We start from the raw sequence: 22,354 nt of genomic DNA, 5'->3' as shown, positions 1-22,354 counted from the left end.
GCCTGCCATGCGTCTTTTGTTGTTTTAACGAATATGTTTTGGGGAAGGGCTGACCGGATCTGAAAGCCCGCCACAATGAAGACACGCTTGCGTTGCGTGTTCTCCCGCCGCCATTGAATGGATGCATGACTGCATCTGTGAGCCCCGGACATTGCTGTCGATTTGGGTGTTATGCATTATCGCTTCGCGTTTTTATTGTTGATTTCTGCCAGTGTGCCAGCACAGGCGGCGGTGCTTTCGCCTGCCGTGAAAAGCGACATTGAATCGGAACAGGCTGAGCGCCTGCAATCCATTCAGGCTTCGCAGGCAGGGTTAGAACACTTACAGCCGTTGCCGCCGCTTTTGTCTGTGTCGGAGGGAACGGAGGCACAGTGCTTTGTGGTGAATACCGTGATCCTGAACGGGAATCGGGTAATGACCACGGAAGCGTTATTGCAGGCGCTGCCGTTTCGTCCGGGTGATTGCGTCGGCATTCAGGCCATCAACAACATGCTCAAAGTGATCACCAATACCTATGTCGAACATGCCTATGTGACGTCCCGGGCCGTATTGCTTCCACAGGATTTGTCGGATGGGGATCTGACCATTGAAATTCTGGAAGGCCGGATGCAAGCGCTTCAGCGTAACGGCCAGCCTTCGGCCCGTTTACAGCGGCTGTATCCTGCCGACGCCAATGAAATTCTGAATTTAAGGGATATCGAACAGACCCTGGATCAGATCAACCGGTTGTCGCGATATAACGCAACGGTTCAGTTACTGCCGGGCAGCGAGCCGGGTGACAGCATCGTGAACATTCAGTCTCAGCCTGGCCCGTGGTGGCAGGGAGAGCTGGGGCTGAACAATGGCGGTCAGGCAAGTACGGGCGAGCAGCAGTTGTCCCTTACTTTTGTGGCCGAAGACATTCTCGGGGTTTATGACAACTGGAGCCTCTCGGGTTCGAAAAGTGCAGCGTTTGCCAATGGCCGGGATAGCCAAAGTCTGCAATTCAGTGTTGGGATCCCTGCCGGATACTGGACCCTTGGTTACCGGTATGCCTACAGCGATTACCTGACGACGGTCGAAAGTAAGGGCTTCTCTTTTGCTTCCAGCGGTGAGACCCAGAGCCACGGGCTGGATACCCAGTGGCTGTTTTTCCGTGACAGCATCAGTCAGTCTTCACTTCGTTTCGCGCTGAACTATGACGGCGTGAAAAACTTTATTGATGATACCCAACTGAAAGGCAGCAGCCACAAACGCATGTCTGCCAGTCTTGCGGTGGCATACAGCACCCGTCTGGCGGGCGGGTTTCTGACGGTCTCGCCGATATATGAACGGGGGCTGGCTGTGCCGGGAAAAGTATCGGCAGATACCGGCCAGCCGGATGACGAATTCAATAAAGGCACGTTGACGCTGAATTTTTCTTATCCGCTGTCGCCTGAATGGTCTCTGTCCACGACTGCATTTGCTCAAATTGCAACCAATTCCCTGCCCGGAAGTGAGCGGCTGAGTGTGGGCGGTGAATATTCGGTGCGCGGATTCAAAGGCCAGTCCCTGTCGGGCGATGCGGGTTATTACTGGCGCAATGATCTGAATTATGCCGTGGGGGCGCTCCCCTGGCTTGGCCAGATCAATCTGGGCCTGTCGCTGGATACGGGTGCGATTCATCCGGACAGCACCCCGGACAACCCCGATTTATTTGAGCGCGGCCACCTCACGGGGGGCGCACTGGCGGTTCGCAGCCAGTCGGCGTTTTATCAGAGTTCCGTTGCCGTTGGCTGGCCGATTGAACATCCATCCTGGTTGCAGGCGGACGATTACAGCCTGAATTACCGTTTTTCACTGAAGTTCTGAACCCGTGTCTGAGGTCTGCATGCATCATCAAGGATTTAAGCGAGTCTTCACTTACGTTTTATGCTGGTTACTGGCAACACAGCCGGTGTGGGCCGGTATCAAGGTGGATCCAAATCGCACAAATAATGCCACCCTGACTTCAGCGGCGAATGGTGTGCCGGTGCTGAATATTGCCGCCCCGAATGCGAAGGGCCTGTCGCATAACCAGTTCGATCAGTACGACGTGGGTAAGGCCGGGCTGATCCTCAATAACGCGACTGAAAAACTTGCTCAGTCTCAGTTGGCCGGTTATCTGCACGGTAACCCCCAGCTGAACGGTCAGGCCGCGTCGGTGATTCTCAATGAAGTGACAGGCGCAAACCGAAGCCAGCTCAATGGCTATACCGAAGTGTTGGGGCAGCAGGCGAATGTGATTGTTGCCAACCCATACGGGATTACCTGTGACGGCTGTGGTTTTATCAATACATCACGCGCGACGTTAACCACCGGGGTGCCGCAATTTCAGAACGGCCTGCTGAGCGGTTTTGATATCCGGCAGGGGGATGTGACGATTCTCGGCCAGGGGCTGGATGCCACGGGTCAGGACTATTTCGATATTCTGTCCCGCACCGCAAAAATCAATGCGGAAATTCATGCGAACAATCTGGCTGTCGTCACCGGACCCAACCAGATCGAATATCAGACCAATTCAGTCACAGCCACGCATACCAGCCCGGATCAGCCTGCACTGGCGATTGATTCTTCAGCGCTCGGCGGTATGTATGCCGGACGGATTTCGCTGGTGGCCACGGAACAGGGGGTCGGCGTCAATACCGGCAAGCTGTTCAGTTCGGTCGGTGATATTCAGCTTTCTGCGGACGGGCAGATCACCTTAGGCGATGTCCGCAGCCAGCAATCGCTCAAGGTGACCTCGAATCAGTCGGTCACGACCACAGGGACACAACAGGCCGGGGAGCAGATTGAATACACTGCCGCAGACAGCCTGCACCTCAACAGTGAAAATTCTGCAATTCGTTTTCAGGCGTCCGCCGGTCAGCAGCTCCATCAGAACGGCTTGGTGAATGCCGGAGAAAGTGCCTTGTTCAAAGCGAAAGCGGTGACGCTGACGCAGGCTGAAACGACCGCGCAGCACATTGAGATTCAGGCCGATACGCTGGCATTGAATCAAAGCACCCTGACCGCGGGCGTGACGTCTGACGGCAGTGAGACAAACACTGGTACGGTCAGCATTCAGGCGACTGAAGCCACCCTGTCGGACAGCGCGGTGCAGGTCTCCGGTCAGTTCAAGAGCGGTGTTAGTCAGATGACGCTGGATGCCGGCAGCATGATTGCAGCCGAACAGGCGGGATTCACAGGCACCGAACAGTTGAACAATGGCGGTCAGATTATGGTGAAGCAAGGCTTGCAGATCGCTTCAGATCAGTCAATGACCCTTGCGGGGACAGGCAAAGTCAGTGCGGACTCACTGTCCCTTCAGGCGAGTCAGATCACCAATCAGAGCCAGCTGACCGCGCAGGCAGCGATGACGGTCCAGGCGGATGCACTGACAAATGATGGTGTTCTGACATCACTTCAGGATATCCGGATCACGGCCAGTGATCAGCTCATCAACAAGGGCAAGCTGGTGGCACAGGGCCATACCGAGGTGTCTGCGGGCGGGAATTTTACCAATTTCGCTTCCGGCCTGATTTCCGGCAATACCACCACGCTCAATGCCAATGGAATGAACAATCAGGGGACGGTGCAGGCCCTGACGAACCTGATGGTGACCCTGACGCAGTTCACCAATCAGGGCGCGGTACTCGGCATGCAGGACACCACGCTGAATGTCGCCGGAAATCTCTCGAACACAGGTCTGCTGTATGCCGGTGGTACCGGATATTTCTATGTGAAAGGCGATCTGATCAATACCGAAGGAAATGTGCTGACCGGGGGCAAAATGGTGATGGCCGCCGATGCCAGCGGTGCTTTATCGAAATCGGTGCAGAATCTGTCGGGCGTGATTCAGTCCGGTGATGATCTGGAGATGAGGGCGGAGAATATCGTCAATAAAAGGAAGGTGCTGGAGATCCAGCGAGCGTCCGGGGAAGGCGTCCAGCTCGACCCTCACTATAACCGGAATGAATTTACGGTCGGAAAGAACTCTAAATATGCGCCTTCTTATAAATATGAAACGGAATGTCGTGAAGGACGGAATGGTGATCGTGAGTCTTGTTCGACGAGTTTATATGTTAATTACAACTCGCACAGTTTCGTTGTTGAAAATGAGAAGCTTGTTATTGGTAATCAATCCGCAGCCTCACAGATTGTTGCTGGTGGGCATGCTTCACTGACATCCAATACGTTAAAGAATGATGCCAGTCTGATTCAGGTGAATCAAAACCTGAACCTCACGACCGATACGCTGGATAACAAAGGCTATCAAACCGGTGTTTACACCACCAGAGCGACTTACAGATTAAAATCTCACAATGGCATTAAAAGTTTTACCTATGGTTTAACCGGTAAAAATACCACGTCATCGAATGTCGGCACTGTCTCGTCCACCATCTCATCCGGTGGTAAAACCGTTCTCAATGTCAAAAAGAAGCTGAACAACTCTGATATTCAGTCGAATACCGGCTCATCCAATGCGGGTCGTCCGTCGAAGCAACTGACTGACACAACCGCTTCGGGCAGTCCGTTGGATCTTGGTAGTCGCGTCGCTTTTCCAGATTTCAGATTGCCAACCAGCCCGAATGGCCTGTTCGTGTATAACCATGGCCCCGACAGCCACTACCTGATCGAGACCAATCCGGCACTGACGAATCTGGATCAGTTCCTGGGTTCTGATTATTTCTTCGACAGTATCGGTTTTAATCCGGAAAAAGATCTCAAGGTGCTGGGTGATGCCTTCTACGATACCCGCACGATCACCACGGCCATTTTCGAACAAACGGGCAAGCGTTATCTCCATGACGATATCGGGACGGATCTCGCGCAGATGCAGCAATTGCTGGATCACGCAGGTCAGCAGAAACACAGCCTGAATCTGCAAGCCGGAGTGGCGCTTACACCAGAGCAGGTCGCCGGACTGACGCAGGATATTGTCTGGTGGGAACCGGTTGAGGTCAAAGGCCAGCAGGTGCTGGCACCCAAGCTGTATCTGTCGAAAGTCACGCAGGACAACCTGGATGGCGGTGCGCTGATCAGCGGTGCTGAGGTGTATGCCAAGGCCGGGAATATCGTCAACAGCGGCCAGATGGACAGTCAGGGCAAACTGCATCTGGTCAGTGACGACAGCATCAGTAATCTGGGCGGCAGTATGACGGCTGGCGGTGAGATTGCGCTGGATGCCGTGAATGATATCCAGAATGTCAGTGGTTCGATTGCCGGAGAGAATATCGCCCTGACCACCCAAAAAGGCGACATCATCAACCGGACTGAGGTTGAGCACATCAGTATCACGCAGGACGGCACTGTGACCACGGCAGAGAATGCCAGCGGTGTGGTGCACACCGGAACCCGTGTCGGCGATACCGCCACGATCAGCGGTCGTGGCAAGGTGACGATGAATGCTGGCGGCTCGATTCTGAATACAGCCGCGGAGGTCTCTGCCGGAAGCGACCTCAGCCTCAAAGCCGAAAAAGACATCATTCTGACCGCTGAAACCGATCGCGAATACATGAAAACGCGCGATCAGGAACAACTGAACGTGGCCGTGCTGGGATCCCGCATGTCTTCCGGCGGCGATCTGAGTGTGGATGCCGGTGAGAATATTTCGGTCACCGCATCCGACATGGAAACCAAGGGCAAACTGGCGATGGTCGCGGGCTGGGACGTTGCCCTGAATACCCTGGTCAACGAAAGCTTCAGCAGCGAGACCTCTGGTAACAGCAAATCAGTCAGTCATCTGAAACAGCATCAGCGAACACAGATGGCGGCGAACGACGGTGTTTTCATTCAGTCGGGCAACGACATCACAGCCACCGGCAGCCAGATCACCACGCAAGGCGATGTGGTCGCGCTGGCAAAAGGTGATGTGACCTTCCAGGCGGTGAATGACAGTGAATATCACTATGACGAGACCACCCGAAAGAAATCTTTTGGCCGCAAAGAGACCAAGATTCAGGAGTCGCTGACTGAAACGGTTGTCGGCGCTGATGTGACCGCTGGCGGCAAAATCATCGTAAAGGCTCAGCAGTACGATGATGTGCAGATGGCCGGTGGCGACAGCGATATCACGCTGATTGGTGCCAATTTCAAAGCCGGTGAAGGCATTGAAGCTTCAGCCGACGGCAGCGTTGGCGTGTACGCCCAGCAATACCGCACCTTCAGTCGTGACGAGAAAATCAAAAAAGGCTTCGGCGGTTTCTCTGGCTCACACAAATCCGACTTGGATTCCGCAATGCTGCTCAATGTCAGCGGCATGATGAGCAGCGACAATATCGACATCACCTCGGGTAAAACCATTGAACTGATCGCCAGTGAGGTTGAGGCGGGCGGCAATCTCAATGCCACCGCGGTGGATGAGGTGATCATCGCCGCCGGGCAGGAAAGCCGACAGCACGAGACTTTTGCGCAGGAGTACGGTGCCTTCAGAGGCGGTGATCTGTTCGCGATGGATTCAGCGCGTCAGGGCGAAATCCACAACACCGCCAAAGGCAGTGCGCTGACGTCGGGCGGAGCGGTGAATGTCAAAGGCGGCAGTGTGACCGTGATTGGCTCTGATGTCAGCGCAGAAACCGATGCCAGCTTCACGGCCGATACCGGCAGCGTTGCCGTGCTGGCGGCGGAAGAAACGCACACCACCTGGTCGTCTTCGGAGTCTTTGTCGGTTGATGTGAAAGATGCCCTGAAGTCGGTGGTGAATCCGTATGAGTCGGTGAGTTTTGATGACGGTCAGGCCAGGCTGACGCTGGCGAAAGCCGAGTACGAAAAATCGGACAGCAAGACCGATGCCACCACCCATCGCGGTGCGTCCATCATTGGTAAAGGCACGGTGCTGATGAATGCTGCCGAGGACATTCTGATTGAAGGTTCTGATGTGCTGGCCGACGCCGATGAAGACGGCCACGGCAACATCGAACTGACGGCTGCGAACGATGTTCTGATCCGGGAAGTCACCGACACACAAACCACACAGTCATCGAATACAAAAGGCAATGGTGAGCTGAGCTTTGTGGTGCAGCATCAGTCTGTTGAAACCGGCAAAGCCGCGATTGCGTTGAAAGAGTCTGCCGACAAGCTCAAACAGGCCAATCGGGATTACCGTCAATACAAGAAGCAGCTGGACAGCCTTGAAGACACCCTGTCATCGCTGGCGCAGGCACTGGCAAACCATGAGCCGGGCGTGGATGCTGCCGATGTTGATGAGCTGAAAGGCATCATCAAAGAGGTGAAAAACGATGAAGCATTCTATCTCGCCAGCATCACGCTTGCGACGGCGGATCTTGCTTCGAAAACCACCTTACTGATCAAGCAAGGTGCTGCGGCTGCGCAGAGTACCAGTACGCTGGGTTTTGATGCCGGTCTCCATCTGGATATGTCGGTCGCGCAGACCGACAGTCAAAGTACCGGCACGACCGCAAGCGGTTCGTCGCTCTCGGGTCAAAATATTGTTGTGAAATCCGGCACGCAGACCGATCAGCAGGTTCTGGTGCAGGGCAGTGTGCTCAAGGCCAAAGAAGAAGTGGTCTTGGATGGCGGCACCGTGAATGTGGTTGCTGCGCAGCAAACCCAATCCGGTCAGTCTTCCACTGAAAGCGGCACTATCGGCGCATCGATGACGGTCCACGGCAGCAACACCGGCGGCAGTCTCAATGCCAGCCTGAACCTGTCGGAGCAGCGCAGTCAGTCGACCACTTACGTTAACAGTGGCGTTGTGGGCAGCACCATCACGGTCCATTCCCGTGGTGACACCAACATCAAGGGCGCCCATGTTGAGGCTGAAAAAGCGCTGAATCTGGATATCGGCGGCGACCTCAACGTAGCCTCGGTGCAGAACCGCCACAGCACCAGCAATCAGGGCTCGGGGATCAGCGGTGGTGTCAGCCTGAATGGGGGAGGAAACGCGACCGGGGCGAATGGCGGCCTGAACGCCAGTAAGGGCCGTTCAGTCACCTCAGACACGCTGCTGACGACCTTAACCTCCGGCGGCACAGCAGATATCAAAGTCGCCGGAAACACCGACGTCACCGGGGCCTTGGTTGCCACCGTCGATGAAAACGGCAACGACCTCGGTCATCTGGCGCTGGCTACCGGCAGCCTGACTTTCCGCGACTTGAACAACACAGACTACCGTCAGGACATGTCCGGAGGGCTGACGTCCAGCGCGGGTCTGTTAGGTGGTCTCGATTTCACGAAGAACAGCACCCGCCTGCAATACAAAAACACCTCGTCTTACAGCAAAGACAAGACGCTCGCAACGCTGGGGCTGGGCGAAATCAGCATTGCAGACGACAGCGATCTCACTGCCCTGAACCGCGATACCCAAAGCACCAGCCGGGATCTGTTCGATGTCGACCGCCAGCAAGGTAACGTGGATGTCACCCTTGACCACCGTCTGCTGACGGAAGATGGCCGGAAAGAGATTCAGGAGGATGTGAAGCGGAATGGCATCTTTGCAGATGCTGTCGTGGATACAGTACAGAACGAAAGTATTGGTCTGCTGGGTGATGCAGCCAAGGGTGTCGAGAATTTCTTTGCGCATCAGGACAACAAGCAGAAATTCTTCACGGCGACCAAGAATTTTGTGACGGAGCCGAAGAATGAGGCTCTGGTAGCAGTCCTGAATGACAGCCATGCGACACCGGAACAAAAGCAGGCCGCTTATGCTGCGCTGTCGGGTTATGTGTCGGCAGAGCTGGGCATTCCTCCGGCACAAGCCCTGCTGGCTGTGGTTGACACCTTTGATGGTGACAGAGGGAAAGGCGCTTATGCCAACGGGACGTTTTATATCGACGACCGCGAACATACCCGCCTTGAAGATGTGGTAAACACGGTTGGTCATGAAACCCAGCACCACATCGATGCCCAGCGCGGCCATCAGGGAGAAGGTGAAACCTACGATGACAACCGCGAACAATATGCCGAGGTGATGGGAGAAGCGACCCAAGATTACCTGAGCTTCAACTACGGCAATGCAAACAAGGGCGAGTTTGGCGGCTGGAATACCCAAACCGGCACGAAAGGCAGTGCGCTGATTGAACAAAACCAGAGTCACTTTGAGTCTGACAGGCAAAGTGGCGAGATGGATTTTCGTTTGCCGAATGAGACAGAGCAATCTGTTTTGAAGAAGCTGGCTGGGGATGATCCGGACAAGCAACATGAACTTTTGAGTGCGGCGTGTGCGATGACGAAATGTTCAAGGCAATTCGTCTATGGCACAGAAAATTATGAGTATTACAAATCGCTGGAAAAGGAAGGAGCGAACTATCAGGATGCTCAGACCGTTCTGGCAAATTACAGTGAAAAATCCCTAGAGCAAGGACGTACCTATCCAGCGGTTCAATGGGTTGTTACCGAAGGGCTGTTTCAGGACTCTAAGCCGTATCAGTTAGAGGATGCAGAGCAATTAGTTCTCAATTACCGAGACCATGATACTCGGGTCCGTTTGATGGAGATCACTGGGTTAACTTATGACCAAGCTGGAGCATATATTACCGGAATAACAGCCGCAGGTGGCGCCCTGGCGACTGTTATCGAAGCGAGAAGTGGAAAAGTAAAGAAGCCATCTTCATCTCAGAAGCATCAGCAAAAACTTGAGTTTGGACAGAAACCCGTTGATGCAGATAAACCTGCGACCCACTTGGGTACGACAACGGAGAAACAGCAGAAACCATCTGAACCCACATCTGAATCTGAGCCAGAAAGTGTGCTGGCGAAGCAGGATGTTGATGATTTCAATTCAGTTGATGATACAAGCGTAGCTAAAAATATTGCTACTGAGACCTACTTTCGTGTTGAAGGTGGTGGTGCTGGTACAAGAACGAGTCAGCACAGAATTATGGTAAACAACGATGGAAGTATTAAGATTAACCAAGGATGTAGTGGTCAACTTTGTGTTAGCGTTGGAAACGCAGATCATGCTTTTTATTATTTGACTAATAAACGACCTGATGGCTCAGTTGTTGTGTTTGAAGTAGATGCAAGCTTGCATAAAAATATAATGGATAGCGCTATCCCTCAAAGGCCGATACCAGGTGTACCTCGTGATCCGAATGCACCTAAAATTGTAGATCCTAATCAACCAGGTACAGCTCTTGAGCTGCCAAAAATTTGGGATGAGTTGTTAGAGAAAAATTCATCAAACGCACGAGTGTTAACGCAAGATGAATTTATAAAGGAGTATGTTAAATGATATTTAGTGATGATTTAATAGAAGATTTATGGAATGGGGAAAGCGCAGTTTGTTTTTTTGTTAATAATCGGGAGTGCTATTGGCTGATAGATAAGAAATATAATATTTGCTTGGATGGGGAAAAAGAATATCAGGCATATTTAAATAAAGGATATATAACAAAAGAACAGTATGACAAGGCATGTAGGGATTTTAGAAATGGTATTTTAAAGTTGAATTCTGAAAATTTCATGAACTATGTTGACTTGGATCATGTTCGAAATTTTTCTGTGGATATATTCAATAATGAAGTAGTGTTAGATTATGCTCTCTGCAAAAAGGTTGAAAACTATCTTGTCTATGGAGATGAATTATCTAAAGAGGATTTTTTACTTTCTCAAAAAATAGTATGCTTACTTCCACTTTTTTATATTAATTTTGATAGAAAGCTATTTATGCACATGGATTGGGGAAGAAATCATGAGGATACGATATATGAAAGTTGGTCAGGGAGTTGTGGTGATTTCTTATCATTAATCCCGGATGATCAAAAGTACTGGATTCATCAAAGGAAAGATTTTTGGAAGTTTAAGAACATATAAAATGTCATATGTCAGTAATTATTCTCTTGGAAACTGATTGGGTCGATATATGTTAGGGTAAAGTTATTCAGATACATGATAGTTGCAAAGACAGGCACTTTAGTGGCGGCTTTTTGACCGCCAATTCCTCCACATACCTCAAGAACACCTAACCTCAGCCTACGACCTTAACCTCTGGCGATACGGCGGACATCAACGTCGCCGGGAACACCGACGTCACCGGGGCCTTGGTTGCCACCGTCGACGAAAACGGCAACGACCTCGGTCATCTGGCGCTGGCTACCGGCAGCCTGACTTTCCGCGACTTGAACAACACAGACTACCGTCAGGAGATGTCCGGGGGCTGACGTCCAGCGCGGGTCTGTTAAATGGTCTCGATTTCACGAAGAACAGCAGCGGACTGGTCACGGTCAGAGACGGAGATATCAACCGTCATATTGGCAACAATGCTGTCCTGATTCAGCAAAACAGCATTGCTTTAAATAATGAGGAATGGGCTCAGCATCAATTTAAATAACGATTAAGGTGACTCTGTGTTTATTCACTATTTTTCACATGGCCATTTTATTAAGCTTCAATATTATCGTGAATCGGATATATTGATTAATTTATCAATTTTCAAATTATCAAAGTCATCTACCTCGGACAGTTTTATCCGTTTCGCCAAAGAGAATTTTTTCCAGGTTTCTTTAAAAACGTCCTCTTCAGCTTCCTCATCGCGATTCATGTTTTCTTTTACTAGCATTTTTCTTGTCATGAAATTCACGCTGACAGCTCGTTCAACGATGGGACCACGGTTTACACTCGAATCAAAGCCAATGAGTTCGAAATCAGAGTTTTGAGAACGAAATGTGTAAGTCCAATGTCCATATCTTCCATGCATATAATGAAAGTATAGATTTCCCTTGTTGATGCTTATATTCATTTCGGGAGGAAAGTAAACGCCACCATCTTCATTTTCGGAAGAAAAACAATGAAGGTTTTTCAGCATAAGCTCGTATTGATCATTGTTTTTTCTGGCGATAATAATTCCGCGACGGTTGCGATCTAATGCACCACGGTACTCATCCTGAATGATATAACTTTTATCCGTTCCCTTGATGAGCAAGACAAAATCATCTTGGTTGTCTTTGTTCAAGTCCCCTTGCATTTGGTTCACAACAACATAGCCCGCGGGAACCAACTCAGTAAGAGACTTCGCTGTTTTCAATGCATCATTTGCAAAAGCGCTTGTTCCAAATACTAAATAAAATAAGAGTGCAAATTTTCTCATTTTCGTTCACTAACCTATCATTTGATAGAAGAAGCCTACCGAATGACATGAGCGTCCTCATTAGGTTATGCCATATTTGGTGAACTTGCTCTCAAAATTTATACAGGTACAGCATGAAAAAATGGCAAAGTTTATTGGACTATAAAATGAGACACTTGGAATCCTTCTCCTTCGACGCCATACGACGCATGATATTGAACCGGGTGAAAGTTAATCTGGTCGAATTCCACTAAAGTGACTTTGCAGGAAGATTTATCCTCACAATCAATTATTCTTTTAAATAACAGATCAATTGTTGGTGCTGAGTCTTGATTCAGCGAAGGATCAGGGTTTCCTGAACCAACATAATTGACATAAATTACCTTACCATCAGCAACTTGAATTTCCCATTTGTCACCTGCAATCGGTGTAAATCCTGTTTCTTTATAGTTAAAACTATAGGATTGAATGTTTTTATCGAGCCATTTTTTTTGATAAATCTCCCCTTTATCTTCAGTTGAAATGGATGAATTACATCCTGACAGTAATAGACTGAGTGAGAAAATAAATTCCTTTTTCAAATTAATCACCTTATACATGAGATTCATGAATATCATACGCAAACTGTATGAGCGTCTTTTCAGCCAATTCGTGAACAATCGCCAGTGGAAAACTGGCGGTAAATAGAAATATCGTCTTCTGTCAGTGAATCAACTTTCGGTCAGCCTGTTCTCAAGACACTTCTGCATTCTGTACACTGCATAAGCATTTAGCAGATAAGGTCCAGATAAAATTAAGGTCAATACGAGATAATAGTCTTCACCCTCTTTTTGCTTAAAGTAGCTGTAAGCTAATAAAAGAAATATCGAAACTGCAGTTCCAATATTGTTTTTGATCACTTTTTTAAAATTATATTCTTTTCCTTTAATGACTTTTAAAAAAGATTTATGTGGTGATAACACTCTAGAAATAGCGAATAGTCCTAAAGTCATATAAACATAATACGCTAATTCAGATGGAGAGGACTTTGACATAAGTGATGTTACGATGATTACATTCAATACAATACATAAAAACATATGAATGTAACTTACAATTCTGATGACTGAAGGCTTGTATTTTTTTTCATTCATCGCGGTACTTGATGATGGAGAGTGTCGATCGTTGCTCATGCTTGAATTTCCTTTGTGACGTGTTGAAATGTTGTTCAATAACAGTATGTCCACGTCTAAAACGTGATAGGTGGCAGCACCACGGTTTGGCTCAGTCAGCCTGTTACAGGCACGCTACCGCCCTTCACAATGAAGTGACTGAAGGGGAAGTCTTTTTTGTAGAGCCGATGATAATCAGATAGGACACTGGTTTCATCTTTTGGTGTGATTTTGATTGCATATCTGTGCTTTGGGGCAAGTTCTGGGGATTGCCGCCGCATTGGTGACTTCAAAGTTCTGTGAAGGTGCGTTCTTTCTTTGTACGGACTGAGTGTTTATGATGCAAAACTTGAAATGATTCAGCGAACACAGGATGTGATGCAATATTCCGACCCACTCAGACAGTTTATTCACCAGACGACACCGAAACAATATCGAGAGAACGTCCAAAAACGACAGCGCAATTTCAGTGTCTCTGCGCTGGAATTCGAAAAGATCGATGGTTCGTCCAGAACTATCGATAATTAGTCCGGACTCAACGTTTCAGCCTTTATTCCCTTTTTTCAGCGCCTTAATGTGTCTGGTAAAGCGGAGGCTGAGGCGCAATTGGAATCATCATTCTTCACGGTAGGTCCGCCACCCAATTGTTCACGTTGAAATTCGAGGATTGCTTCTATGACGACCCCTTTGGTGATTTTAATGCTGCTTTGCAGCCCGTTACTTTTGTCTTACTTCGCTGGAAAGCGAGGCATTGAGATGCGCGATCGTTTTGCCAGTTATGGTCTGGGCCTGGCTTTTCTCTTTTTTGCGCTCGGGCATTTTGTCGCGACTGAGGGCATGGTTGAGATGTTGCCGCCCTGGCTGCCTTCACGATATGCGATTGTTTATCTCACTGGGGTGTTTGAAGTGATGATCGCAGCCGGGATTTTTATTTCGGCTTACCGGCAGGTCGCAGGTCAGATTGCCATTGCCACTTTCCTATGCTTTTTCACTGCCAATATTTATGCCGCATGGCACAGTGTCGGACTTGGCGGACATCAGTGGGGTCCCGTGTACTTGCTGATTCGGGCACCGCTGCAACTGCTCCTGATTTTCTGGACATATCATTTCTGTGTGAAACGTCCGGTGCTTCCTTGAATGACTGGGAATGACTAGAAATGTCTTTCTCACTTGTGCATTGAACTCAAAAGTCTTTTGAATTCATGATGGATTTTATGGTGACATGCTTTGTATTAAGCTGGTTCATCATTCAGAGAATGATAAGGGAGTTATCAATGACAGAACGCTTGTATATGGCAACGTCTGAGCTGACTGGTGTCGCGCAATTAATCCGGTGCGAAGCGGATGAAACCGGATATATCGCAGTGCTGGATGCCACCTTGTTTCATCCACAAGGGGGCGGTCAGCCCAGTGATTCAGGTGAGCTGGAAAATGCTGAGGGTAAACGGGCAACTGTGTTGCAAGTGAAAGAAGTCGATGGGGTCATTTTGCATTGGCTGGATGTGCCGCTTGCTCCCGGAGCCGTCAAGATGCATGTGAATCAGGCCATGCGGCAGCGACATGCGGTGCTTCATAGTGTCGGTCATGTGATTGGAAACCTCGGTCAGGAATACGGATGGAAACCCGTGAAAGCGCATCACTGGCCGGATGAATGCCGGATTGAGTTCACACCGGAAGCGAGCTGTTCCGATGTAGAAGCGGCTGACATTGAAGTGAGGTTGTCTGACCTGATTGCTCAGGGGCTGACAGCAAACACCGTTACTGACGAAAAAGGATTACGTTGGGTCGGGTTTGGTGAATTGCCTCCCTGGCCGTGTGGTGGCACACACCTGACATCGCTGAGTGAAGTGAATGGTCAGGTGCGGGTCACGACGAAAGTGAAAAAAAATAAATTGATTGTGAAGTACACCTTTGAGTCATCACCGGAAAGTCAGCCGGGCTGAAAAGCGGAGCAGGGTGCAACCAGGCCGACACTGGGTGCATTCAGGCGATCAAATCGAAGTGCTAACGGCGTGTGATGTATGCCGGTGCAACGGTGAGAAGACGGCTTTGCCCTGAACCTGCCTATGATCGTGTTCAGGACAAAGCCGGGAGATTAAGGATGTTGAACGACTTTAAAAAAGGACATTTCTTTTTTGAGATGTTGTGTCAGCGCTAAAATTTCATCATTGGCCAGCATGGTTTGATTGGCATTGCTGGTATTTTGCTGCACGATTTGGCTAATCGCTTCCAGCCGCTGGGATATATCTTTGGTGACAGACGACTGTTCTTCCGATGCGGTTGCAACCAGAGTGTTGATATCTGAAATTTGTGAAACTTGCTCTGAAATTGCCTGAAAGGCATGGGATAACGCCTGAGTATTGGCCTGAGATTCCGCAACCAATTCTGTATTCAGCTTCATGTGATCGTCTGCTCGCTTCGATTGTTCCTGAAGCTGACTGATAATCTGTTGAATATGAATGGTCGATTGTTGTGTTTTTGCTGCCAGCGCCCGCACTTCTTCTGCAACAACGGCAAAACCGCGACCTTGATCTCCGGCCCGGGCTGCTTCAATGGCCGCATTCAGGGCTAGCAGGTTCGTCTGATCCGAAATGCTGTTAATGACCTCAACGACTGAACTGATGTTATCCGAATGGAGCTTGAGTTCATTAATGATCGTGGCTGATTCCGTAATGGTGCTGCCGACACGCTCGGCAATGTGATCCGAACGCTGGAGCGTGCTGGTGCTATCCGCAATGATCGTGATGGCGGTTCCGGTAGCACTGTCAGCTAACTGCGCGTTTTGTGCGACATCTGAAGCCGTAGATGACAGTTCGGTAGCTGCTGCCGCGACTTGTTCGACCTCAGAGAGTTCACGCTGTGCGTTTACCGAGTTGCCATGAATCACCTCGGAAATTTGTGACTGGTTTGCCGTCAGTTGCCCTAAAATATTATCTGAGGCTTGAATAATAGTGACAATACTGCGTTGTAAGGTCTGAAGGGATGCTGTAATAAAATCCAGCTCATTATTTGCTGTCGAAATTTGATTTGGAGAAAAATCACCATCAGACATTTTTTGAATGGCTTTGGTAATTTCAGGCAGTACTCTTAATTCTTTTCGGATAATCCAAAACGAAATCATAAACCCAAGAATGCAGGCGAGAATAAAAAGGAAAATTGCAATTTGAATATCTGATTCATATTGCGCTTGACTGGCCTGATAAATCTTTTGTGATGTCGATAACTGGATGCGTATTAATCCGTCAATATGCATCGAGATGGGATCAATTAACGCGTAAACTTTCTGAACGATTTGATCGGCTGTGTCAGGGTGATTCTGAGTGTCCTGTAACAGGGTCATCAGTTCTTGTTTAATGGCCTGAATTTCTCCAGACAGTTGATTGGCGATGACTTTTTCTTCTGCGGTTAATGTGGTGGAAGAATACTGCATCCAAGTGTCTGCAACGTTCTCTTTGGCTTTCAGAACGGAAGACGCCAGCATGGGCTGAGAAATGTCACCAATATTCCATTTGTTGAATGCATCCACGATATCTATCGCAAACGCATCTGATATTTTTTTCAATTGTTGTAATGGAATGACGCGATCAAGATAGATCGAATTCATTGCCTGAAGTGTGCCTTGGTTTCCAGACATCTGATTCCAGAAAATCAGAAACATAAAGAAACAAAGGGTTGATGGAACCACAAGTAGCTTGGTGAAAATTTTTCGTTTCATATGAAATCAGAATAATACCGTGAAAGTATAAAGTCATGAGTGTGTACAGATATCGGCGCTAATCATATTTTTTGTATTACATTTCGTCATGATTACGAGTGAATGTCACACTCGTGTTGGTTATTTCAGCAGTTGTCAAAAAAGTGAAATTGTTTTATTCCTTGAGTTGCTTATCCGCTGGCAGAGGTTGACGCGGGCATGATTTACCGAAATAACATGAAGGTAAACTGTAAACCTTTTTTAACGGTTTTAAGAAGCGGATGAAGACCGTCGTTTTATCCATCCATGATTGACGATCCTGAAGTATCAAAGGAAAAAATTTCCATGAAAGTAAGCCAGCGAATCACGCTCCCGGTACTCCTTTTGACAGTGATGGCCTGTTCCGATGAATCTGAAACGGCTTCAGAGAACGAGCACTCGGTTTTTGATTGTGGAACTCTGGGTGTGAATGCGACCCCGGTGCTCCCGACAGACAGCAATCGCCTGATTGAAGTGTCAAATTATGCTGCCCTGGTCAGTGCCATCGAGAGCGGGTATTCATACATCAAGGTGCCAAATGGCGTGACGATTGAAATCCCTAATCAGCAGGCTGCCCTTGCGCTGGGGGAGCATCAAACGTTGTTTGGGGAGCGGGGCATTTCAGATGATCCGGGCAAGTTACGGGTCGCGGCAAATCCGAATCCGACGGAAGACAGCTACCCGGTGATCCGCTTATCAAGCTATTCGCGGATATCCGGTCTGATCGTTGAAGGGCCGGTTCGGGTCAGTCAGACCACGAAATCCACAATTGGCATGCAGACGCAAAATGACTCGGTCGGGATTAGGGTGGATAACAATGAAATTTTTGGCTGGCCGTGGGCCGGGGTTTCTTTGAAGCGTTCGACAAAAGCCACAGTCAGTCATAACTATATTCACCACAATATAAAAACTGAACTGGGCTATGGCGTTGTGGTGCAAAACGGGGATACAACCGCCGACATTCAATGCAATATTTTCGACCATAACCGGCATGCGATTGCGGGATCAGGTGCATTGGGTGAGGGGTATACCGCTTCCTATAATCTGGTGATGCAAGGCGGGGGAAAAGCCGCATACCATCAGTTCGATATGCATGAGAAAGATGGCTATGGCGGAAGCTATGTGAAGGTTTACAACAACTGGTTTAACTACGGTGATTTTGGGACGTCAAACCGTTCTTCCGTTATGATTCGTGCCATTCCGAGCGAAGGGCCGATTGAGGTCTCCGGGAATATCTTTCAGTCTGATTTTGTAATCCAAAATGGCCAGCCAACCGTCGATGGTGTCGCGGGGTCGATACCGGATGCAGAAACGCTGAGAAAAAAGAATCAGTTTTCTCAGGCATTCTCATTTAAGCGTGAAAGTGAGCATGTGTGCGTGATGTCTGTGGCTGGACAAACCGTGCCCGTGTTGTGCCAGGGCGTCGGTCTGACTTTTTAAGCCGGATGAACGCAACCTAAAGCTAACCCCGAAGGGTTAGCTTTGCATCGAAACATTCAGTTTTCATTGATTGTCGCTGCCGGGCGGGATGCGCGTTTGCAATGACCGGCAATGACCGCAATGCCCTGTGCGATCAGCACAAAAGTAAAGGGGATCGCTCCGGCGATCGCCACCTGTTTATTGAGATCGACATCGTTGAAAATCACCAGTGCCATGCTCATGGTCACCACGATCAAAGACCAGCTTACTTTACTGCTGGTTCTTGTATCGTCTGTCATCATGCCGGCTGCGAAAATGGCCGAGTCTGAACTGGAAATGACAAAGGTCAGCAGAAGCAGCAAAGCACCGATGGATAACACATTGCTCCAGGGCAATTGAGCGAAGAAGAGAAACAGTCCTGCAGTATAGTCCTGATTCACGGCCTGAATGACGTCTGGCAGGTTGGGGCTATCGAACACGGCCCCGGCAAAACCGGAAAACCAGAGGATAGAAGCCAGCGTTGGAATCATGATGGTGCAAAGCAGGAACTGTCGGATAGTTCTGCCGCGGCTGATTCTCGCAATAAACGGGCCGACAAAGGGTGTCCAGGCAATCCACCAGACCAGATAAATCACCGTCCAGCCCTGGCTCCATGGCTCACTGCCCTGAATCATGCCCCAAGACACATCCGGCAGGAGTTGGACGTAAGCCGTCACTGAGCTGAACATGCGGGTCAACACAGCGGTTTGATCGATATTGAGAAACACAAAAGCAAACAGCGCCAGCATGAGCCAGACATTCAGGCTGCTTAAACGCTGAATCCCTTTTTTGAGGCCCAAAACACTGGATGCAGTAAATAGCACGCCAATGACGGCCGTCATGACGAGGCGAAATCCGGTGAGATCCCCTTCCAGCTGAAATACCTGACGAACGCCTTGTTCAACTAAGGCCATGGTATTGGCCAGCACGCCTGCGATGCCAAACAGAATGGCGAGAACTGCAATCAGATCAACAAGCGTCAGCCATTTGGGTTGATGCGCACCAGTGAATGACGCACTGACTCGCATCGGCCGCTGCTTTTCATAGGCGACCCAGGCCATGACTAAACCAGCCAGCGCATACAGGCTCCAGGCATGTACGCCCCAGTGAAAATAGGTCAAAGCCAGTGCGGTATCTTTCTCATTGATTCCCGGGACGGAAAGCGGTGGGTTGGACAAATGAAAGACCGGCTCAGCAATGCCCCAAAAGATCAATCCAGAACCCATGCCTGTTGTAAACAACATGACGAGCCAGGAAAGAAAGCTGAATTCAGGAGGCTCATTCCCTAATCGCTTCTTACCGATAGGGCTGAATGAAATGCCGACGCAAATCAGCAAGGCCAGTGTAGAGAACTGGATCACTTGATTTCCCGATTGTTCAATCACGAACTGTGTCAATGCAGCAAGCTGATAAACACTGACGGCAGGAAAGAGGATGAATAAGCCAGCAATGAACGCTGACACCAGCATGAGGCGCTGGGAGTGGGTGGTTATTAATCGCATAATTTGCTCTGTTGCAGCACGGGTTAGCTTCGGTTTGCTTTCGTTTACGGGCCATGAGAAACCATGGTGATCGGCATTGCAAGGACAAGGATTGGATGAGCGGAAAAGTTTTTAAATAGCCCTCATTTTCAAAAAAAAGATGGGGATATTCTGATTTGAACCATCTTAAGGATCGGTTCCGTACGCCGGTCATCGCGGGCGTAGACTGTGGCTGTGTTCGCTTTTGAATCAGACGGGTGGAAATGGCGCTTTCATGGAATTTCGAAGGTGTTATGAAAAACAGGTCTGGCACAAATCAGTGCCAGACCTGAAAGCGCATTTGATGGTCGCATATCAGTTTTGCCTGTTTGATTGGATTGCTTGATTGGATTGCTTGATTTGATCGTTTAAACAGACGGCTTCTTCGGCTCACCGACAGAAAAATCAAATGATCGTTTTGGCCTGAAGCGTCGGTTTGGACTGAGGTGCTACCTGAAAGAACATCATTTCTTCTTTCAGGCTTTGAGTGAGGGTCGAAATATCATGACTGGCGTGTGTTGTCTGATTCGCATTGTCCGTGTTTTTCTGAACAATCTGATTGATGGCTTCCAGACGTTCTGAAATGTCTTTTGTGACCGACGACTGTTCTTCAGAAGCTGTGGAGACCAGGGTGTTGATGTCAGAAATCTGCGTGACCTGATCCGTTATATTTTTGAACGCTGCGGATAAATCGTGCGTGATATGCTGAGATTCAGCAATCAGCGCCGTATTTTGTTGCATGTGATCATCGGTCCGTTTGGACTGTTCCTGAAGCTGGCTGACAATCTGCTGAATATCGACGGTTGATTGCTGTGTCTTCGCGGCCAGTGCACGCACTTCATCGGCCACAACGGCAAAGCCTCGTCCCACATTCCCTGCACGGGCCGCTTCGATAGCGGCATTCAGTGCCAGCAGGTTTGTCTGTTCGGAAATAAGATTAATGACATCAACAACAGAGCTGATTTTTTCTGAGTGCATTCTGAGTTCGTTGATCATGACGACAGCTTCGCTCATGGATTCACCCACCTGTGTGGCGATGATATCGGACCGTTGCAGTGTGCCGTGACTGGCCTCAATCACCTGATTGGCGACTGTTGCAGCAGATTCTGCGGCCTGTGCATTTTGAGCCACTTCTGAAGCCGTGACAGATAGCTCGGAAGCTGCGGCCGCGACTTGTTCTACTTCGGCTAATTCACGTTCAGCGTTCTCTGAGTTCTGGTGAATGACAGTCGAAATCTGGGTCTGGTTGACAGAAAGCTGGTTCATGATGTTTTCCGAAGACTGAATGATGGCGACAATGCTTTTCTGAAGTGTCTGTAAAGCACCGGAAATATGATCAAGCTCGTTATTGGCTTTGGCGAGCTGAAAGGGAGAAAAGTCACCGGCGGACATGTTCTGAATGGTCCGGGTAATGTCAGGCAACACTCGTAATTCTTTGCGAATAATCCAAAATGAGAACACGAAACCGATGACACAGGCTGCAATCAGTAAGGCAATGGATTCCAGAATGTCGGTGTCGTATTGTGTTTGGCGGTCACGGTACACGGTCTCAGATGTTGTCAGCTGGATACGAATTAATTGATCAATATATGAGGCCAGTGGATCAATGCGGCTGTAAATTTCCTCAACAATGGGATCGCCATTACCGGGCTGGTGTCCGGCAATTTCAATGAAGACGTCCAGCGCTTGGCTGACATCTTCGAATTCGTCGGAAAGTGAGGCACTGATGGTTTGTTCTTCTGGTGTTAATGATGCAGAACGATATTGTGCCCAGGTCTTTGTCACCGTGTCTTTTGCTTTCGTGACAGAAGATTCCAGTTCTGCCTGAGAAAGCTGACCGATATTCCATTTATTGAATGCATCCACAATGTCAATGGCAAACGCATCTGAAATAGTTTTGAGTTGTTCAAGCGGAATCACGCGATCAAGATAAATTGAATTCATCGCTTTGAGTGTTTCTTGATTCCCTGACATTTGATTCCAGAAAAGGGCCAGCATCAATAGACACAGTGTAAAAGGAACAAAGAGTAGTTTGGTAAAAATGTTATTTTTCATATGGGATCTGAGTGCCGGCACAAATACAGTGAACATAGGGTATCAATTTTCGTCTTTTGTCCATGATCATTGTTGGTAAAAACGTAGACGGCTCACAGCTCGCTTGAACACAAACGGTCAGGTGTGCCATTGTTGTCCATTTTTTGTCTGAGATTTCAGGGATAAGTCCTGTAAGGGACAAAGATGCATACAACATGAGTTTTCAAATCAGAACAAATGAGGGTGAGATTAAAAAATTAAATTATCGGTATCAATAGAATGAATTATTTTTCCTGTTTATAAAATCCACCCCGCTTTCATTGTTCATTTTTTGTGATTTTTAAATCCTGTGCTGTGAAGGTTACAGGCTGATCTTTCAGAGTGACTGGTATTTCTGTCGAAATGACAGGTTGTATATTTTTACTTTTATCCATAGCACCTGGTTTAAATACGC

Annotated in this window: 12 protein-coding genes; 6 read left to right on the top strand and 6 right to left on the bottom strand. The window is 48.8% G+C overall.

All coding sequences use genetic code 11. The features are described 5' to 3' along the window. Positions 1–171 precede the first annotated feature (171 nt). Genes EA58_RS18290 through EA58_RS18280 form a run of 3 tightly spaced genes read left to right on the top strand, consistent with a single transcriptional unit; the run spans position 172 to position 10,752 of the window. A complete protein-coding gene (locus tag EA58_RS18290) occupies positions 172–1,830 on the top strand; it encodes a ShlB/FhaC/HecB family hemolysin secretion/activation protein (protein WP_036756211.1) in 1,659 nt (552 codons plus the stop codon). 19 nt (positions 1,831–1,849) lie between these two features. Further along, a complete protein-coding gene (locus tag EA58_RS18285) occupies positions 1,850–10,171 on the top strand; it encodes a two-partner secretion domain-containing protein (protein ID WP_051642208.1) in 8,322 nt (2,773 codons plus the stop codon). Continuing rightward, on the top strand, positions 10,168–10,752 hold the full coding sequence (locus EA58_RS18280) for a hypothetical protein (RefSeq protein WP_036756209.1): 585 nt from the start codon (positions 10,168–10,170) through the stop codon (positions 10,750–10,752). The genes EA58_RS18285 and EA58_RS18280 overlap by 4 nt, the downstream gene beginning before the upstream one ends. 580 nt (positions 10,753–11,332) lie before the next feature. Here the strand turns inward: EA58_RS18280 and EA58_RS18275 are convergent. The 3 genes from EA58_RS18275 to EA58_RS18265 all read right to left on the bottom strand — a co-directional run bounded on the left by EA58_RS18275 (position 11,333) and on the right by EA58_RS18265 (position 13,176). Then, positions 11,333–12,025, bottom strand: a complete 693-nt coding sequence (locus EA58_RS18275; RefSeq protein ID WP_036756207.1) for a hypothetical protein — start codon at positions 12,023–12,025, stop codon at positions 11,333–11,335. Between the two features lie 131 nt (positions 12,026–12,156). After that, complete coding sequence (locus tag EA58_RS18270) at positions 12,157–12,585, bottom strand: DUF6174 domain-containing protein (RefSeq protein WP_152548109.1); 429 nt, start codon at positions 12,583–12,585, stop codon at positions 12,157–12,159. A 129-nt stretch (positions 12,586–12,714) separates the two neighbouring features. Continuing rightward, positions 12,715–13,176 (bottom strand): hypothetical protein, encoded by a 462-nt coding sequence (locus tag EA58_RS18265; RefSeq protein WP_036756202.1) that lies wholly within the window; start codon positions 13,174–13,176, stop codon positions 12,715–12,717. Positions 13,177–13,830: 654 nt separating this feature from the next. Between EA58_RS18265 and EA58_RS18255 the strand changes: the two genes are divergently transcribed. Both EA58_RS18255 and EA58_RS18250 read left to right on the top strand, forming a co-directional pair. Continuing rightward, positions 13,831–14,292, top strand: a complete 462-nt coding sequence (locus EA58_RS18255) for a DoxX family protein (protein WP_036756196.1) — start codon at positions 13,831–13,833, stop codon at positions 14,290–14,292. A 137-nt stretch (positions 14,293–14,429) separates the two neighbouring features. Beyond that, positions 14,430–15,098, top strand: coding sequence for an alanyl-tRNA editing protein (locus EA58_RS18250; protein WP_036756194.1), 669 nt, complete (start codon positions 14,430–14,432; stop codon positions 15,096–15,098). 152 nt (positions 15,099–15,250) lie between these two features. Here EA58_RS18250 and EA58_RS18245 read toward each other — a convergent pair whose 3' ends face one another. Further along, positions 15,251–16,870 carry a methyl-accepting chemotaxis protein gene (locus tag EA58_RS18245; protein ID WP_036756191.1) on the bottom strand — a complete coding sequence of 540 codons (1,620 nt, stop codon included), beginning with the start codon at positions 16,868–16,870 and terminating at the stop codon, positions 15,251–15,253. A 324-nt stretch (positions 16,871–17,194) separates the two neighbouring features. On the opposite strand from EA58_RS18245, the gene EA58_RS18240 reads away from it, so the two are divergent. Continuing rightward, positions 17,195–18,328 (top strand): right-handed parallel beta-helix repeat-containing protein, encoded by a 1,134-nt coding sequence (locus tag EA58_RS18240; RefSeq protein ID WP_152548108.1) that lies wholly within the window; start codon positions 17,195–17,197, stop codon positions 18,326–18,328. Between the two features lie 56 nt (positions 18,329–18,384). Here EA58_RS18240 and EA58_RS18235 read toward each other — a convergent pair whose 3' ends face one another. Together EA58_RS18235 and EA58_RS18230 are read right to left on the bottom strand one after the other, a co-directional pair. Next, complete coding sequence (locus EA58_RS18235; protein WP_051642205.1) at positions 18,385–19,848, bottom strand: BCCT family transporter; 1,464 nt, start codon at positions 19,846–19,848, stop codon at positions 18,385–18,387. Positions 19,849–20,271: 423 nt separating this feature from the next. Further along, a complete protein-coding gene (locus tag EA58_RS18230) occupies positions 20,272–21,921 on the bottom strand; it encodes a methyl-accepting chemotaxis protein (protein ID WP_161781078.1) in 1,650 nt (549 codons plus the stop codon). Positions 21,922–22,354 lie beyond the last annotated feature (433 nt).

The organism is Photobacterium galatheae, assembly GCF_000695255.1.
In the GTDB taxonomy this organism is placed as follows: Bacteria; Pseudomonadota; Gammaproteobacteria; order Enterobacterales; family Vibrionaceae; genus Photobacterium; species Photobacterium galatheae.
This window is presented reverse-complemented; position numbering and strand designations above follow the sequence as displayed.

Excerpts from the sequence above, each read along its gene's own strand:
- EA58_RS18255 (WP_036756196.1), top strand. The coding sequence starts at position 13,831 with ATGACGACCCCTTTGGTGATTTTAATGCTGCTTTGCAGCCCGTTACTT.
- EA58_RS18245 (WP_036756191.1), bottom strand. The coding sequence starts at position 16,870 with ATGAAACGAAAAATTTTCACCAAGCTACTTGTGGTTCCATCAACCCTT.
- EA58_RS18240 (WP_152548108.1), top strand. The coding sequence starts at position 17,195 with ATGAAAGTAAGCCAGCGAATCACGCTCCCGGTACTCCTTTTGACAGTG.
- EA58_RS18235 (WP_051642205.1), bottom strand. The coding sequence starts at position 19,848 with ATGCGATTAATAACCACCCACTCCCAGCGCCTCATGCTGGTGTCAGCG.
- EA58_RS18275 (WP_036756207.1), bottom strand. The coding sequence starts at position 12,025 with ATGAGAAAATTTGCACTCTTATTTTATTTAGTATTTGGAACAAGCGCT.
- EA58_RS18290 (WP_036756211.1), top strand. The coding sequence starts at position 172 with ATGCATTATCGCTTCGCGTTTTTATTGTTGATTTCTGCCAGTGTGCCA.
- EA58_RS18265 (WP_036756202.1), bottom strand. The coding sequence starts at position 13,176 with ATGAGCAACGATCGACACTCTCCATCATCAAGTACCGCGATGAATGAA.
- EA58_RS18285 (WP_051642208.1), top strand. The coding sequence starts at position 1,850 with ATGCATCATCAAGGATTTAAGCGAGTCTTCACTTACGTTTTATGCTGG.
- EA58_RS18250 (WP_036756194.1), top strand. The coding sequence starts at position 14,430 with ATGACAGAACGCTTGTATATGGCAACGTCTGAGCTGACTGGTGTCGCG.
- EA58_RS18280 (WP_036756209.1), top strand. The coding sequence starts at position 10,168 with ATGATATTTAGTGATGATTTAATAGAAGATTTATGGAATGGGGAAAGC.
- EA58_RS18230 (WP_161781078.1), bottom strand. The coding sequence starts at position 21,921 with ATGAAAAATAACATTTTTACCAAACTACTCTTTGTTCCTTTTACACTG.